General features: G+C 39.2%; 12 protein-coding genes. 10 read left to right on the forward strand and 2 right to left on the reverse strand.

The window, feature by feature from the left end:
* The first annotated feature begins 23 nt into the window (after positions 1 to 23).
* The 7 genes from HWE15_RS07145 to HWE15_RS07175 all read left to right on the forward strand — a co-directional run bounded on the left by HWE15_RS07145 (position 24) and on the right by HWE15_RS07175 (position 11,143).
* The gene (locus HWE15_RS07145) at positions 24 to 542 is read left to right on the forward strand and encodes a hypothetical protein (protein ID WP_290506829.1); all 519 of its coding nucleotides are present in this window, start codon (positions 24 to 26) and stop codon (positions 540 to 542) included.
* Positions 543 to 629: 87 nt separating this feature from the next.
* The gene (locus HWE15_RS07150) at positions 630 to 1,646 is read left to right on the forward strand and encodes a hypothetical protein (RefSeq protein ID WP_290506830.1); all 1,017 of its coding nucleotides are present in this window, start codon (positions 630 to 632) and stop codon (positions 1,644 to 1,646) included.
* A 95-nt stretch (positions 1,647 to 1,741) separates the two neighbouring features.
* Positions 1,742 to 4,273 (forward strand): DNA gyrase subunit A, encoded by a 2,532-nt coding sequence (gyrA, locus tag HWE15_RS07155; protein WP_290506831.1) that lies wholly within the window; start codon positions 1,742 to 1,744, stop codon positions 4,271 to 4,273.
* Between the two features lie 27 nt (positions 4,274 to 4,300).
* Complete coding sequence (locus HWE15_RS07160; protein WP_290506832.1) at positions 4,301 to 5,509, forward strand: tetratricopeptide repeat protein; 1,209 nt, start codon at positions 4,301 to 4,303, stop codon at positions 5,507 to 5,509.
* A gap of 148 nt (positions 5,510 to 5,657) precedes the next feature.
* Positions 5,658 to 6,770 (forward strand): acyloxyacyl hydrolase, encoded by a 1,113-nt coding sequence (locus HWE15_RS07165; RefSeq protein WP_290506833.1) that lies wholly within the window; start codon positions 5,658 to 5,660, stop codon positions 6,768 to 6,770.
* 97 nt (positions 6,771 to 6,867) lie between these two features.
* Complete coding sequence (locus tag HWE15_RS07170) at positions 6,868 to 9,327, forward strand: PIG-L family deacetylase (RefSeq protein ID WP_290506834.1); 2,460 nt, start codon at positions 6,868 to 6,870, stop codon at positions 9,325 to 9,327.
* Positions 9,328 to 9,436: 109 nt separating this feature from the next.
* Positions 9,437 to 11,143 carry a sodium:solute symporter gene (locus tag HWE15_RS07175; protein ID WP_290506835.1) on the forward strand — a complete coding sequence of 569 codons (1,707 nt, stop codon included), beginning with the start codon at positions 9,437 to 9,439 and terminating at the stop codon, positions 11,141 to 11,143.
* A 136-nt stretch (positions 11,144 to 11,279) separates the two neighbouring features.
* Here the strand turns inward: HWE15_RS07175 and HWE15_RS07180 are convergent, their stop codons facing one another.
* Positions 11,280 to 12,128 carry a DUF2911 domain-containing protein gene (locus HWE15_RS07180; RefSeq protein WP_290506836.1) on the reverse strand — a complete coding sequence of 283 codons (849 nt, stop codon included), beginning with the start codon at positions 12,126 to 12,128 and terminating at the stop codon, positions 11,280 to 11,282.
* Between the two features lie 129 nt (positions 12,129 to 12,257).
* On the opposite strand from HWE15_RS07180, the gene HWE15_RS07185 reads away from it, so the two are divergent.
* Both HWE15_RS07185 and HWE15_RS07190 read left to right on the forward strand, forming a co-directional pair.
* The gene (locus tag HWE15_RS07185; protein WP_290506837.1) at positions 12,258 to 13,178 is read left to right on the forward strand and encodes a glyoxylate/hydroxypyruvate reductase A; all 921 of its coding nucleotides are present in this window, start codon (positions 12,258 to 12,260) and stop codon (positions 13,176 to 13,178) included.
* 3 nt (positions 13,179 to 13,181) lie between these two features.
* Positions 13,182 to 14,024 (forward strand): universal stress protein, encoded by an 843-nt coding sequence (locus tag HWE15_RS07190; protein WP_290506838.1) that lies wholly within the window; start codon positions 13,182 to 13,184, stop codon positions 14,022 to 14,024.
* Here the strand turns inward: HWE15_RS07190 and HWE15_RS07195 are convergent.
* On the reverse strand, positions 14,011 to 14,712 hold the full coding sequence (locus tag HWE15_RS07195) for a tetratricopeptide repeat protein (RefSeq protein WP_290506839.1): 702 nt from the start codon (positions 14,710 to 14,712) through the stop codon (positions 14,011 to 14,013). The genes HWE15_RS07190 and HWE15_RS07195 overlap by 14 nt on opposite strands.
* A 115-nt stretch (positions 14,713 to 14,827) precedes the next feature.
* On the opposite strand from HWE15_RS07195, the gene holA reads away from it, so the two are divergent.
* A complete protein-coding gene (holA, locus tag HWE15_RS07200) occupies positions 14,828 to 15,850 on the forward strand; it encodes a DNA polymerase III subunit delta (RefSeq protein ID WP_290506840.1) in 1,023 nt (340 codons plus the stop codon).
* The last annotated feature ends 4 nt before the right edge of the window (positions 15,851 to 15,854 follow it).

Here is a 15,854-nt window from a genome sequence, read left to right on the forward strand (position 1 = left end):
GTAAGGAACCAAACAAACTAATCATGATGAAAAAACTATTGCTCTCCGCCTTCTTTTTATCCTTTTTTGGGATGATTTCTTATGCTCAAGAAGCTACAGAAGGACCAGTTACCGATGAAGAATTGACTCAATATGCTACTGTAGAAGTAATGACTTCTCAGTATGTAGAACAAAAAACAGAGGAACTTCGAAATATGATTCTTAATAACGAGGTAATTGACGGAGGTGCTAGATATAATGAAATCAAAGCGGCTTGGGGAGATGATGCAAAAATGACAGAAGCAAATGTTACTGAAGAGGAAAAAACGGCTTACCAGGCTATTTTGGACTTTCAAGGAGGTCTTCAGCAAAGTGTTGTTGATTATAAAACTGGCTTGATTACAGATAGCGATGTGATTTCTGTTTCTGTTTATAACAAAGTGTTAGGCGCTTTGAAGGAAGATCCTTCTATGAAAGAGAAGCTTGATAATCTAATTGCAGAATTGAAAGAGAATGCCCAAGAAGACGGAGAGTCTGAAACTATTTCTGAAGACGGAAAATAAGCTGACGAAATTTTAGATTATAAAGCCTCCAATCGGAGGCTTTTTTTATATTTCCACACTAATTAAACTTCAATTCCGTTTTAAGAAATGATGATTTTCAAGAGACTTTTCCTTCTAACCTTTTCCTTTTGTATAGTTTCAACGTCTTTTTCACAAGAGGAAGATATTTTTGGGATTACCCGAAAGGCAAAGAATCCAAAAAGTGAATCTTCTATCGGAAATGCATATCGGAATATTTTGGAGCAGTTTTCTTTAGAAGTTTCTACAGGAGCTGGATATCAGGAATTCCGAACCAACTTTTTCTCACCCAATCCTGATTTATACCCTTTGTTTCAATATCAAAATTTTGACGAACCATTAGATATTTCTGAAGAGAATCCATTGACCATGAAAGGAGGGGACTGGGTTTTCCCTTTGTTTAATGCAGGTGTACGGATCAATTTATTTAATATTCTAACCATTGGAGGTGGGTATGGAATTGAATCCGGAAACATAAGCCCGATGCGTGGAGGAAACTTTGAGTTTCCTTTCGAAGGAGCTTCTTATCAAGCGAGTAAATTTTACGGGACTTTGGGCTTGATTCTTTGGGATTCTAGTAAACGTGCTAAATACTTGCAATGGAGATATAGGCGCTATGCTTCTGCAAACTTGTATATGCAGTCTGAACTCCGGCAGCGTGTCCGGCAAATTTATCCTTGGAGGGTAATTTTGGAAGCCGAATATGGAAATTTGACGCTTAAAAAATTTGTTGATCCGGCTTTAACTCAAAACGGTTCCTATACCCCTAGACTGGCTGTTGCGGATCCTTATTTGGGTTTTGGATTACGGCTTGAGCGAGATTTTTCTGAGTACACCAAGTTGTTTTTAAAAGGAAATGTGGATTTACGTTCCTTTACCTATTCTGCATCGGACTTTTCTGAATTTCAGGAGCTTGACCAACGCTTGTATTCAATGCAATTGGGACTTGCTATTCGAATTCCAGGAACAAAGCGCTGTAAAATCCAAGGATGCGGGGTTGTCATGAAGCACATGCACAATGGAATCGAATATCGAGGCAGTTCGATTTTCAAGCTTCAGGACCGAAAGATTGGACAGTGGTATTGATTCAGATTTAGTGCCGAGACTTTACATTTCTCTTTTCAAAAGCAGGGCCTTTTTACTATCTTGCGACCTTAAACTACCCTGTGAAATAGCTTTATATGGCCCAAGGAGAAAACGAGAATATTATTCCTATTAACATTGAGGAGGAAATGCGTGGAGCCTACATCGATTATTCGATGTCGGTTATTGTTTCAAGAGCACTTCCGGATGTCCGAGATGGACTAAAGCCCGTACACCGAAGAATCCTTTATGGAATGCAGGAGTTGGGTGTTTTGCATAATAAACCTTATAAAAAATCAGCCAGAATTGTCGGTGAAGTATTGGGTAAATATCACCCACATGGTGACTCCGCTGTTTACGACACCATGGTTAGAATGGCCCAGCCTTGGTCTCTTCGCTATCAGTTAGTTGACGGACAGGGTAACTTTGGATCCATTGATGGTGACAATCCGGCTGCCATGCGTTATACAGAAGCTAGGCTGAAGCGGATTGCGGAGGAGTTATTGGTAGACATCAATAAAGATACGGTTGATTTTCAATTTAACTTTGATGACTCCTTAAAGGAACCCGTTGTTTTACCGGCTAAAGTTCCGGCTTTATTGCTAAATGGTGCCTCAGGCATTGCAGTGGGTATGGCCACAAATATGGCACCTCACAATATAACTGAAGTCATCAATGGTATTGTTGCATACATTGACAACAGGGATATCACAATTCCTGAGTTGATGGAGCACATAACAGCTCCGGATTTTCCTACTGGTGGTATTATTTATGGTTACAACGGAGTCAAAGCAGCCTTTGAAACAGGACGAGGTCGAATCGTAGTAAGAGGGAAAGCCCATATAGAAACTAAGGATAATGGGAATAAGGAGATGATCGTTATCACCGAAATCCCATACATGGTCAATAAGGCAAGCATGGTCGAAAAGACTGCTTCCCTGATCAATGAGAAGAAAATTGATGGGATTGCAGCCATTCGAGATGAATCTGACCGTTCGGGAATGCGGATTGTTTATGAGCTGAAGCGAGATGCGATATCTAATGTAGTCCTTAATAACCTTTATAAGCATACTCAGCTACAGACCTCATTCTCAGTAAATAACGTAGCGCTTGTTAAAGGAAGACCTCAAACATTAAATTTAAAGGATCTTATTCTGCATTATGTCAATCATCGGCATGAAGTAGTTGTTCGCAGAACTCAATATGAATTAAAAGAAGCTGAAAAGCGTGCACACATCCTTCAAGGTTATTTGATTGCATTGGATAATCTTGATGAAGTTATTGAGTTGATAAGAAATTCTGCTGATCCTGAAACTGCAAGAAACGGTTTGATCGAGCGATTTGAGTTATCCGAAATTCAGGCACGAGCTATTTTGGATATGCGATTGCAGCGATTGACCGGAATGGAGCGGGAGAAAATCGTGCAGGAATACAAGGAGATTATGGCTTTGATTGAAGAGCTGAAGGAAATCCTTGCCAATGAAGACAAGCGGATGGATATCATCAAAACCGAGCTTTTGGAAATGAAGGAACGGTATGGGGATGATCGCCGCACAGAAATCGAGCATAACGCGGAGGACTTCAGCTATGAGGATATGATTCCGAACGAGGAAGTCATTATCACTGTTTCCCATCAAGGTTATGTAAAGCGAACTGCTTTAACAGAATATAGAACACAGGGCCGTGGAGGAGTAGGCTCGAGAGGAGTAAGCACCAAAGAGGATGATTTTACCGAATATTTATTCACTGCCTCTACTCATAATTACCTGTTGATTTTTACTGATCAAGGTAAATTATTCTGGTTGAAGACTTATGCCATTCCAGAAGGTAGTAAGACTTCCAAGGGAAGACCTATCCAAAACCTCATCAATATTGCATCTGATGATAAAATCAGAGCAATTATCCAGGTGAATGATTTGAATGATGAAGATTACATCAATAATCATTTCCTGGTAATGGTTACTAAGAATGGAATTATCAAAAAGACCACTCTAGAACAGTATAGTAGACCTCGATCCAACGGGATTATTGCTTTGAATATTCGGGAGGATGATCAGTTGGTAAATGTTGATATGACCAATGGTGACCAGCACATTGTAATTGCTGCTAAATCAGGTCGTGCGATTCATTTTCATGAGTCTGCTGTTCGTCCAATGGGTCGTACAGCAACAGGTGTTAAGGCCATAACCTTAAATAATGTGAATGACTATGTCGTTGGCATGGTATGTGCCTCTGAAGAAAATGCAACCTTGTTGGTGGTGTCTGAAAAAGGGTATGGAAAACGTTCCTACTTGGAAGAGTATCGAATTACTAATCGGGGTGGAAAAGGAGTAAAAGCCATGAACACTACGGATAAAACAGGTTCTTTGGTAGCGATCAAAGAAGTCGTCGATTCAGATGACTTGATGATTATAAATAAGTCAGGCATTACGATTCGGATTTCTGTTTCCGACCTGAGAATTATGGGAAGAGCAACTCAAGGAGTTAGACTGATCAAAATCTCAGAAGGAGATGAAATTTCTTCAGTAGAAAAAATCTCCGTTGAAGAGGAAGAAGAAAATCCAGAATCTTCACAAATTGCGGAAAATAATGCGGAGGGGGATGAAAACGCCTCTGATAATCAAGAATAATCAACCTTAATAAGATAAACGCTAATAATGAAAAAGCTAATTCTATCAATGGTCTTGGTTGGTGCGACAACCTTAGCCTTTGGACAAAAAAAAGTAGTTAGATCTGCTGAGAAAAACCTCAAAAGTGGAGATTATGCTACTGCCCTTAGTGAAATCGAAGCTGCATTGCAAGATCCAGAGACTGGGTCTGATCCTGAAACCACACTATTGAAGGCTCAGATTTATTTGGGAATGTTTTCTTCAGATTCTTCCAATACCATGGAGACCCTAGAAAAAGGAAATTCTTCATTCGACACCTTCATGGAAGCTTTCAAAATGGGTGGAGAAGATAAAGAAAATGGCGTTGGAAAGGATATCTGGGAGGAAGATATCCCAGGTGCTCCTGATAACTTGAGACCTAACTCTATTAACAAATTGAAAAATGTGTCTTTTGACAAAGCCATTGCTCAGTATAATGTAGACGATTTTGAAATGGCATATGAGTTTTTCAACTTGGCCGGAATGGTAGACCCAAAGGATACAACTATCCATTACAACGCTGGTTTCTTGGCTAATGATCTGGGAAGATTTGAAGATGCTAAGAAACATTTCATGACTTTGTTGGATGTTCCTGGATATAATAAGTTGAATGCTTATTACTTCCTAGTGCAGATTCTTTCTACGGAGCAAAAGAACCCAGAAGGTGCTTATGATATCGTAATGAGAGCTAAAGAAGAATATCCTTCTGATAAAGTATTGGCAGAGTATGAAATTCAATTGTTACTTCAGTTGAATAAGATGGATGAAGCAATGGCCCAAATTAAAGAGGCTTTGGCAAATGATCCTGAAAACACTTCCTTGCTATTGAGATCAGGTTATTTGAAAGAGCAATCTGGTGATATAGACGGTGCTTTGGCGGACTACAAAAAATCTGTCGAAATCGATCCGAATTTCTATGAAGGAAACTATTATACTGCCGCGCTTTTGATTGAAAGAGCTCGTGAGGTTTTGAGTGAGTTGAACAGTCTTTCTGATGAAGAGTGGGAGAAAAGATCTCAGTCCATGGGTGAAGAGGCAAATGGATACTATGCAGATGCTGTAAAGTATTTTGAAAAAGCTCTTGAAATTCGCCCTGACGATACAGGAATCATGGAGATTCTTTATCAGATTCACACCCGTTTGAAAAATGATGCAGAAGCTGAGAAATACAATAAAAAACTAATTGAACTTCTTGGTCCAAATTGGATGGATCGTTAAGATCATATTTGAAGATATAAAAGCTGCCGAAAGGCAGCTTTTTTTATTTAAGGAATTAATTTTTCATTTAGGTAAGCAGAATAATTGCCTAAATACCAGAAAATGAATTCCTTTACTTTGTTATTTCCAAGCGTGATTGTTTAAAATCATGAAGAAAGCAAGCCATATTTTTACTTTCTGCCTTATTCTTTTTTTGTCCTTTGGTCAAGCTTTTTGCCAAAAGGAATACAGGAAGGTTGTGGAGTTTTCTTTAGAATCGGGGCCCTTAATTAGCAATGGTCAACCTTGGGCTGATCAAATCAAAAACCTTGTTTCCTATCATGCGGTAGACCTGCGCTTTGGTTGGCGAATGAATCCAAATTCTTTCTATAGTCAGCTTTACCGATATCCGGTTTTTGGAGTAGGTATCTCCACCACTCTTCCTTATCAATCAGAAATAGGAAGGCCTCAAGGGGTATATTGGTTTTTTGATATTCCTTTCAAAGTTTTTGAGGAGGATAAAAAGTTGAATTTTTCGTATTTCGGACACCTTGGTCTAGGGTTTAATCTCAACCCCTATGATTCCATTGAGAATCCTTTGAATAGATATATAGGATCAGAATTAAATAGTTACATCCATTTTGGTTTGAAAGCAAACTATTCCCTTTCCAAGCAAATGAAGATTTTTTCAATGATTGGATTAAAACATTTTTCAAATGGATCTACCAAGAAACCTAATGCAGGAATCAACCTTTTACCGGTGTCTGTTGGGTTGAGATATAATTTTGATAAAGGAGACACCAAAACAATTCAAATTACTGAAAATCCAAAAGCTTGGGAAACGGGATATTGGAATACTGCTCTTTATTTGGGTAAAAAGAATTATGAGGTAGGGGGAGCTTCTTATTTCAGAGGAGGGGCAGGAATAAGTTACTTATGGGATAAATCCTATAAATATCGTTATGGAGTTGGAATGGATGTGTTTTTTGCTCCGGGACTTACTGATCGTTCGGATATATCTCAGGCAACCCTTTGGGACCAATTAAGTATAGCCGCAGTTGGAGCTTGGGAATGGAAGCTTACCGAACGGTTATTTGTACCAATAGGGTTGGGCTTTTACTTGCACCGGAATCCTGAGAATCAGGAATTCACGTGGTTTTATGAACGAGTTGGTCTCCGATATCATTTGACACAACAATTTTATAGTGGTATTCAAATCAAAGCTCATAAACTTAAGGCTGATTTTTTTGAATTTACAGTTGGGTATTCTTTCAGAAAGTAATGGTGGAGTTCAGGATAGAATGATTCCACTGATCAAAAATTATTTTTTATTGCCAGGGCCTCATGTTAGTTTGCTTCTTGGTTGAAAAGCCTACTTTATGAATAAAAGCCAACTATTCTTTCCAATGATTTTAACCCTATGCTTGGGGTTTTATTCGTCGATCTTTGCACAATCGCTTCCGTCTTCTTCTTTATTTCATGAACTTCTGAAGTTGCGGGAGACGAATCGCGTCTTGTATGTAGCAGCTCATCCTGATGATGAAAATACGCGATTGATAGCCTATCTAGCTAATGAAACGAAGGCTCAAGTGGCCTATTTGAGCTTAACTCGTGGAGATGGGGGACAGAATCTAATCGGGCCAGAATTGGGCATTGGACTTGGTCAAATTCGAACCCAAGAACTTTTAAAAGCAAGAGAGACTGATGGCGGTAGACAGTTCTTTACTCGAGCAAAAGATTTTGGGTACAGTAAAAATCCGAGCGAAACCCTTCAGAATTGGGACAAAGAGACGATTCTTTCAGATGTGGTATGGGTGGTACGGAACTTCCGTCCCGACATTATAATAACTCGATTTAATACCATTCCAGGAGTTACACATGGACATCATACAACGTCAGCCATTTTAGCAGAGGAGGCCTTTTCTTTAGCCGGAGACCCCAACGCTTTTCCTGAACAATTAGCTTTTGTAGACCCTTGGAGTCCAAAGCGGATTTTTTGGAATGCCTATAATTTCCGTGGAGAGTTTGAACCTGAAGAAGACCAAATCTATTTTGAATTTCCTTCAGGAGATTTCAATCCTATATTAGGTGAATCTTATAGTCAGATCGCTGCGGATAGTAGAACTATGCATAAGTCGCAAGGTTTTGGGTCGACAGCAGGAATCGGAAATGCATCGGATCATATTCAGTTCATAAAAGGAGAGATGTTTGATCAGTCTCCTTTTGATGGGGTGCCGAGTCGTTGGGAGATTTCAGACTCTGGTGAAAAAGCCAAAGCACTTATCGATGCCTTGATAGATGAGTTCGATTTTAAAGATCCTGCGGCCAATCTTTCCTCCTTATTGGATATTAAGAATAGCATTGATCAGCTTCCCAATGAATTGGTGTGGGTCCAAGAGAAAAAGGCCCATGTCAATAAGTTGATTTTGGATGTCATGGGAGTTGAGATTGAGTTTAATACCGGTCAGGAAACTGTTTTTCCAGGAGCAACCTTACAAGGAGAGTTAGTTGTAAATAATCCTTCCATCGCTCCTTTAACCATTGAAAAAGTTGAAGCTTTTGATATTGAACATTTGGAAGCTCCCGCATCCTGTTTAGATAATGATCCGTTCCGAAAATCAATTTCTATTTCACTTCCAGAGGAGTTTCCATATTCACAGCCTTATTGGTTGTTAGGGGATGTGGAAAGCCCTATGTATTCAATTTCAGATCAGGAGTTAATTGGCAAGCCATTTAATGACCCAAGTCTATTCCTGGACTTATCGTTGGATGTAAACGGTGCCAAAATTGATTTTCAAGTTCCCCTTTATCACAAATTCAATGACCCTGTAGATGGTGAAGTTAAGCAACCTGTAGCAGTGGTTCCTTCTGTGGATCTTGAGCTTTCAAAACAAGTTGTTTTTGGAGTTGGAGAAAAAAGACCTCAACTCACGGTTTGGGTCAATTTCCGAGATAGAATTGAAGATGGAGTTTTGTATTTCGATGGATTGGATATCGATGAATTCAGGATTTTAGAATCTGAAGATTTGCCGGGACAAAAACGGAGGCGTTACAAGGTTGAGTTTTTTTCGGATGAAATAGGCAAACGCAAAACAAAAGCCATTTATAAGACCAACTCTGGCATCTTTGATTTAATTACTAATCGTATTAGTTATAAACACATCCCGCATCTTACCTACTTTACATCCGCCACAATTGACTGGATACAGGAAGATTGGAAGGTTTCTAGAAAACCAATCGGATACATTCCAGGTGCTGGAGATGAAATTCCTGAAGTATTAGAATCTCTAGGGTATCCTGTTACAGTAATTGGAGACGGTGATTATGATTTAACTTATTTGTCTCAATTTCAGGCTATTATTGTTGGAATACGAGCATACAATACTCAAGAAGAATTGGCATCGAACCAGCAAGCTTTAATGGGCTATGTCAGAGCAGGTGGGAATTTGATTGTCCAGTACAATACAACTGCAAGATTATTGACCAACCAATTAGGACCTTATCCATTTTCAATTACCCGAAATCGGGTCTCTGTGGAGAATGCGCCTGTTACGGCTGATTTCAAGCGTCCACTACTTTCTTCTCCAAATCAAATGAATGCTCAGGATTTTGATGGGTGGGTTCAGGAAAGAGGACTCTATTTTGCGGGAGATTTGGACCCTGCTTATATGACCCCTTTGGTTATGAATGATCCCGGTGAAGATCCTACCAACGGCTCTTTGATTCATGCTCGTTATGGAGAAGGGAATTTTATTTATACGGGTCTTTCATTCTTTAGACAATTGCCGGCAGGAGTTCCAGGAGCAGTGAAATTATTTATTAACCTAATCGAACAATAGGCAACAAGATGGAAGAAAAACCCTTGAAGTGGAACCGTCTTTATTGGGCTTTGATGATAAGTCTGATTGTATTGATTGGCTTATTTTACCTCTTGATGACTAGTTATTCATGAGCATACTGGATTGGATCGTTTTGTTTGGGACTTTAGGTGCAATCGCTGCCTATGGTATGTATCAAACCCGGGGACAAAAAAATCTTGACTCCTATTTGCGGGGAAGAAATTCTATGAATTGGTGGACCATAGGACTTTCCATCATGGCTACACAGGCTTCCGCCATTACTTTTTTGAGTACACCCGGTCAGGCATATGAAAGTGGAATGGGATTTATTCAATTCTATTTTGGCTTACCCTTAGCGATGATCATTATCTCCGTAGCCTTTATACCCATATATTATCGATTAAAGGTATACACTGCGTATGAATATTTGGAAAGCCGATTTGATTTAAAGACCAGAACCTTAGCGGCTTTATTGTTTATTATTCAACGTGGGCTTGCAGCTGGTATTACTATTTATGCTCCTGCCATTATTCTTTCGACACTCTTGGGATGGAATTTGACTTGGACGGTTGTTTTCATTGGAGCCGTCGTGATTCTATACACTGTTTCAGGAGGTACTGCTGCAGTATCCATTACCCAAAAACAGCAAATGGCTGTCATGATGGGAGGGATGATATTAGCAGGAATCATCGTAGTTCAATTGCTGCCGGTTTCCTTTGGAGATGCTCTGCATATTGCAGGGAAGATGGAGAAATTAAATTTGGTTGATTTTGAATTTGACCCTTCAGATCGTTACAATGTCTGGTCAGGGATGACAGCAGCAGTATTTCTGTTTTTATCCTATTTTGGAACAGATCAAAGTCAAGTACAGCGTTACCTTTCCGGCCAGACATTAAGTCAGAGTAGGATGGGTTTGATTATGAATGGCTTTTTAAAAGTCCCTATGCAGTTTATAATTCTGTTCATTGGGGTGATGGTTTTTGTTTTTTACCAATTTTATCAACCACCTGTAGTATTCAACACTGTTCAAATAGAGAAACTTCAACAAAGTAATCTCGCTTCAGAATTTGAGGAACTACAATCTAATTTTGGTGAGAACTTTGAAAAAAGTAAGCAAGCCTATCAGGACTTGATTGTGGCAATTGATGCCGAAGATTCCGAAAAAGAATCCCAGATTAAGGCTGGAATCTTCCAATTAAAGGCGGAACAGGAAAAAATTCGGGAAGAGGTGAAAGAACTTATTGTCCGAAATGATCCAGTGGCTGAAACGAGGGATACGGATTATGTTTTCATGCGTTTTGTAATGGATCATTTGCCGACAGGGATTGTGGGGCTGTTGTTTGCGGTAATCTTCTCCGCTGCGATGTCTTCCAGTGCTTCTGAGCTTAATTCTTTGGGATCCACAACCACTATTGATTTGTATAAACGATCCATAAGACCGCAGGAAAAGGACCATCATTATGTGTTGTCTTCAAAATTGTTTACAGCATTTTGGGGTGGTTCGGCGATAATATTCGCGCTCTACGCATCCTTATTCGAAAACCTGATCCAAGCGGTAAACCTTTTGGGATCTCTTTTTTATGGGACAATCCTAGGAATTTTCTTGGTGGGTTTCTTTATGAAATGGATCAAAGGATCGGCTGTTTTTCTCGGTGCTTTACTTTCCCAGTTATTGATTTTGCTAGTTCACTTTAAAAATGGAGAGGGCGTTGGTGGATTTTCCTGGGACATTGGTTTCCTTTGGTATAATGCGATTGGCTGCCTCTCAGTGATGCTTTTTGCAGCAATTATTCAACTTTTCAAAAAGAGCTCTTAAATAAAAATAAGGCTATCTCATAATATCATCTAGTTCTTCAGAACTGGCTTAGTCTTGATTTTATGAAAACTTGCTACCAGAATTTTAGATGGTAGTTTGTTTCATCGACCGATTATGAGATAGCCTTTTGGGAAAATTATTTGAGGGATTTGATCAATCGCTCATTTAATCCTACGTAATCAGGGTTTTTTGCTTCTTCAGCCATTTTCATGGATTGCTGAGCAGATTCGATTGCTTCTGCATTTTTGCCCAAGGCAGCTTCAATTTTTGCCCGAAGGTGCATGGTCCAGTATTTTGGATCAGAATCAGTAGACGTTTTGATCCATTCATAAGCTTGATTCAGGTCCTTTTGCGAAGTGAAATAATAGTTAGCCGCAGCATAGAGCAAACTTGGGTCTTTGGTGTTGGTATCAATTACCATCTCTTTGATTTGGGACATTACGACAGGATCTACCTCGGTAGATATTCTGACATCTACCCTTGTGTTTTCCCATTTCAAAGAAAGGTCGGCTCCATTATCAGTCATGTTATTAAAGCTGATCTCAAAAGTTTCGTATTTGCGACTTAACTTTTTGGGCTCAACCTGAAATCTCAGCAAATCGTCATCAGCACTATAGCCAATAGATCCCCAAAGTTGGGTGTTTTTTGAAAGGACGATTGTCCAAGTAGTTTTGCCTGGGATGGAATAAAGCGCATACTTTCCGGCAGGTACTTTGTTGCCTTCCAGCATGACTTCTGTTGAAAATTCCAAGGTTGTGGCTGCATTTGCGCCGGTTCTCCAAACTTGACCATATGGAACCAACTCCCCGAAAATCTTTCTGCCTCTCGTGCTTGGACGAGAATAGTCAACGGTTACATCGGTTAAGCCGATCTTTTGGGAAATTTTGGCGGAAGGAGATGCTTGTGGCATTTGAAGCTGCTGGCTGAATGAAAATCCAGCCCAGCTCATGAATGCAATCAAAAGGATAAATTTTAGCTTATTCATGTAAATTGGATGTTTAATGACTTTGAATTTGTACCAAATTTAAGAGGTAATTGTTTCTTTTTTTGATTAATGGATATATCCTTTTTTCCATAGGCCTATTCTTGATGATGCTTTTCTGAAATTTGTAATATGAGTTTGGTTATTATAAGCCCTGGGAGAAATCCAGAACCTTGGATTAATGCTTTAAAAAAGTCAGATCCCAATTTGGAAATAGAAGTTTTTCCGGATGTGAAAAACCCTGAAAAGATAGAGTTTGCTTTGCTTTGGCAGCACCCCGAGGGAGTTCTATCTGAATATCCCAATTTGAAACTGGCAAGTTCCATGGGTGCTGGAGTGGATCATATCTTGAGTGATTCCACTATTGCTGAAAATTTACCCATTGTTCGAATTGTAGACGATCGTCTCACTTGGTCTATGACCAATTATGTGGTGATGGGAGTTTTGAATTTCCACAGACAAATCCAGCGCTACCAAGCGGATAAAAAGCGGAAAGTATGGGATATGTCCAATCCAGAGATTCCAGTTAGTATTGGTGTGATGGGGACAGGAGCTTTGGGGTTTGATGTTTTGGAAAAATTGAATTTTATGGGATTTCCAGTTTTCGGCTTAGGCTTTTCTGAAAAGTCAGATTTTCCTTTTCCTTATTTTTCAAAAGAACACATGGAAGAATTCCTTCAAAAGGTTAATGTAATTGTGTGTCTTTTGCCATTGACCCCAGATACTGAAAACATTCTCAATCTGGAGTTATTCGAAAAATGTAATCCTGGAACCTATTTGATTAATGTGGCACGAGGTAGACATCTAGTTGAAGAAGATTTGCCAGTGGCTATTGAAAAAGCCTATCTTTCAGGTGCTTTTTTAGATGTGTATCGGGAAGAACCCTTACCGGGGAATCATCCGTTTTGGGAAAATGAAGCGATTACTATGACTCCACATATTGCGAGTGTAACCAATCCGGATGCTGCTGCGCCTCAGGTCATTGAAAATATTCGTAGAATTCAATGTAACGAACCTTTGCTTAATCCCGTCAATCGTAAAAGAGGTTACTAATTCATGAACTTACCTAATATCATTCTTTGCCCAACTGATTTTTCCGAATGTTCACTCAATGCGATTGAATATGCTTCCCGAATTGGAGAGCGTTATGGATCAACCCTGATTTTAATTCATGTGGCTAATCGGGATGATTATTTTAAGTTGAATCCTTTGAGTACGGAAACTGATTATCAACTTTCATTTCTAAAAGAAAAGTTGAGAAATCTTCAGGAAACCGTTCAGAATGAATCTGTTCCAAAGGGATTGAAAGGGTGCCAAGTGATGATCTGTGAAGGGGATATTGTGAAAGAACTTTTAAAAGCTTGTGAGGAAACCAAAGCCCAGCTTCTGGTGATGGGAACCGAAGGGATGAATGAATTACGAAAGAATATCATTGGGAGTAGGACGAGCCAAATTGTGGACAAATCCAAGGTGGATGTATTGGTTGTTCCGCGGAAGGTTTTCTACAAAAAGCCTAGAAAGTTGGTTTTTGGAACGGATTACAGGGAGGAGGATAAGTTAGCGATTCAAAAAATCGTCGAATTTGCAAAGTTTTTTGATGCAGAAATTGACATTGTTCATGCTTCAGAGGGGAAAAATAAACTAGAAAAAGCCCTTCATCAGCTCTTGATTCAGGAATTGGAACCTTTTGTGAAATATGAACGGATCAACTTTGTGCTGAAAACTTTCAGGGATGATTTAGCCCTGGGCTTGGAAAATTATTTACAATCAGCTAAAGGCGATATGCTTATTACACTTAGTAAGCAACGGGACTTTTTTCACAAAATTTTCACCAAAAGCGTTTCCAAAAAGATGTCCTATTTCATTACTAAACCGCTTTGGGTAATTAAGAATTTTTAGGCCCTCCAAATGGTTTTTTAAGAAATTGAATAAATTCCTTTCGAGTAGTAGCATCCTTGAAAACCCCCTTTAGTGTTCTGAAAAAGAATTCAAAGGAAAGAGAGTTTGGCTGTTTATTTTCAATCTTAGGAAGGGGAGTGGGGGCTTCCGTTTGGGGAGCTTTTGTTTCTTTTGTTTCGGGTGCATTGTAGCCAACCAATTCATCTGCTTTCTCAAAGCTCTTTTTTGACTTTTGTTTGTACCCTAATTTTTCCTCAACCAGCCCTTTGTTATTGTAGGCGACAGCATCTTCGGGGTCGAGTTCGATCGCTTTTTCATAATCCTCAATGGCTCCCTGAAGGTCTCCGATGCGATCTTTGAAAAAAGCTCTACTGCTGTATCGATAGGGGTTGTTTGGGTCTAAATTTGCGGCACGGTCAAATTCAGCCAATGCTTCCTCATTCCGATTTAAAAGATGTAAAACCACAGCTCTGTCAGCTATGAAGTCTGTATTGTAAGGTTCAAGGGCGATGATTTGATCAAAATCTTCTAAGGCATTCTCGGTTTTTCCCATTCGAGAAAGAATACGGCCCCGATAGAGGAAGTAACTACTTTGGCTTTGGTCGTTTTTTATCAATTGGTTGAAAATGACTAGTGCATCCTCAAATTTTCCTGATTTATAATATTCAATACCTAGTTGAAAGCTCATGACATGATTTTAGAATAAATACAAAGTTAAGGCATGAATAGTTTTTCAAATAATCAAATTGCTTTTGGAGGCTTTTCAAGTGTCCTGTTATCTTTAAGCTTCAAACCGCTGATTTATGCCGAAGAATCCCAATGATGTCATCAAAGATTTGAAAGCCGGGAAATTTTCCCCAGTGTATTTTTTAGAAGGAGAGGAGCCTTATTACATCGATTTGATTACAAAAATCATTGAAGAAACGGCTATCCCTGAGCATGAGCGAAGCTTTAATCAATTGGCAATTTATGGAAAGGATGCCAACATGGGGATTGTTCTCAATAATGCCCGAAAGTTTCCTATGATGGCTGAGCGGCAATTGGTAGTAATCAAAGAGGCCCAAAGTCTTCCTGATTGGGGGAATGATGGAGTGTCTGAATTATTGGTTAAGTATCTTGAGAGCCCGCTTCCAAGTACCATTTTGGTTTTTGCTTACAAATACAAAAAGATTGATGGCAAAACACTTTTGGGGAAAGCGCTAAATAAACATGCGGTTTATGTCCGTTCTGAAAAAGTTGCGGATTACAAAATGAGGGAGTGGGTAGAAGCCTACATCAAGGAGACAGGCCATCAGATTGATGCCAAAGCAGCTACCTTATTGGCTGATTCCATTGGGAATAATTTGGAGGTGATGACGAATGAGATCAGTAAAATGCTGATCAATTTTAAAGAACCTACTCAGATTACAACGGATCATATTTCAAAGTATGTTGGTATCAATAAAGATTACAACAACTTTGAGTTATTAAAGGCGATTGGATATCGGAATGCATACAAGGCAAATCAAATCATCCAGTATTTTTCTCAAAACCCAAAAAATCATCCGATTATTCCGCTTTTCTCGCTGATCTATTTTTATTTCAGACAGTTAATTTTGATTCATGAGCATAAAGCTCAAACCGCTGACCAAGTGGCCAGCGTTTTAAAAATGAACCCTTTCATAGCCAGAGAATATTTGGCTGTATCCAGAAATTATAATTTGGGCAAGATAATTGAGGTGTTTAAACACATTCGGGAGGCAGATCTTCGTTACAAAGGAGTAGGATCCGGAAGTATGACAGATGCTGAAATCCTCCGGGATCTTGTGTATAAGATTTTACACTGAACCT

Origin of the sequence: Algoriphagus sp. (assembly GCF_013373065.1) — a bacterium.
Classification (GTDB): Bacteria; Bacteroidota; Bacteroidia; order Cytophagales; family Cyclobacteriaceae; genus Algoriphagus.

What these genes read in the sequence shown, in the direction of transcription:
- HWE15_RS07165 (WP_290506833.1), top strand. Translation starts at nt 5,658, where the DNA reads ATGAAGAAAGCAAGCCATATTTTTACTTTCTGCCTTATTCTTTTTTTG.
- HWE15_RS07145 (WP_290506829.1), top strand. Translation starts at nt 24, where the DNA reads ATGATGAAAAAACTATTGCTCTCCGCCTTCTTTTTATCCTTTTTTGGG.
- gyrA (WP_290506831.1), top strand. Translation starts at nt 1,742, where the DNA reads ATGGCCCAAGGAGAAAACGAGAATATTATTCCTATTAACATTGAGGAG.
- HWE15_RS07190 (WP_290506838.1), top strand. Translation starts at nt 13,182, where the DNA reads ATGAACTTACCTAATATCATTCTTTGCCCAACTGATTTTTCCGAATGT.
- HWE15_RS07180 (WP_290506836.1), bottom strand. Translation starts at nt 12,128, where the DNA reads ATGAATAAGCTAAAATTTATCCTTTTGATTGCATTCATGAGCTGGGCT.
- HWE15_RS07195 (WP_290506839.1), bottom strand. Translation starts at nt 14,712, where the DNA reads ATGAGCTTTCAACTAGGTATTGAATATTATAAATCAGGAAAATTTGAG.
- HWE15_RS07185 (WP_290506837.1), top strand. Translation starts at nt 12,258, where the DNA reads ATGAGTTTGGTTATTATAAGCCCTGGGAGAAATCCAGAACCTTGGATT.
- HWE15_RS07160 (WP_290506832.1), top strand. Translation starts at nt 4,301, where the DNA reads ATGAAAAAGCTAATTCTATCAATGGTCTTGGTTGGTGCGACAACCTTA.
- HWE15_RS07170 (WP_290506834.1), top strand. Translation starts at nt 6,868, where the DNA reads ATGAATAAAAGCCAACTATTCTTTCCAATGATTTTAACCCTATGCTTG.
- HWE15_RS07175 (WP_290506835.1), top strand. Translation starts at nt 9,437, where the DNA reads ATGAGCATACTGGATTGGATCGTTTTGTTTGGGACTTTAGGTGCAATC.
- holA (WP_290506840.1), top strand. Translation starts at nt 14,828, where the DNA reads ATGCCGAAGAATCCCAATGATGTCATCAAAGATTTGAAAGCCGGGAAA.
- HWE15_RS07150 (WP_290506830.1), top strand. Translation starts at nt 630, where the DNA reads ATGATGATTTTCAAGAGACTTTTCCTTCTAACCTTTTCCTTTTGTATA.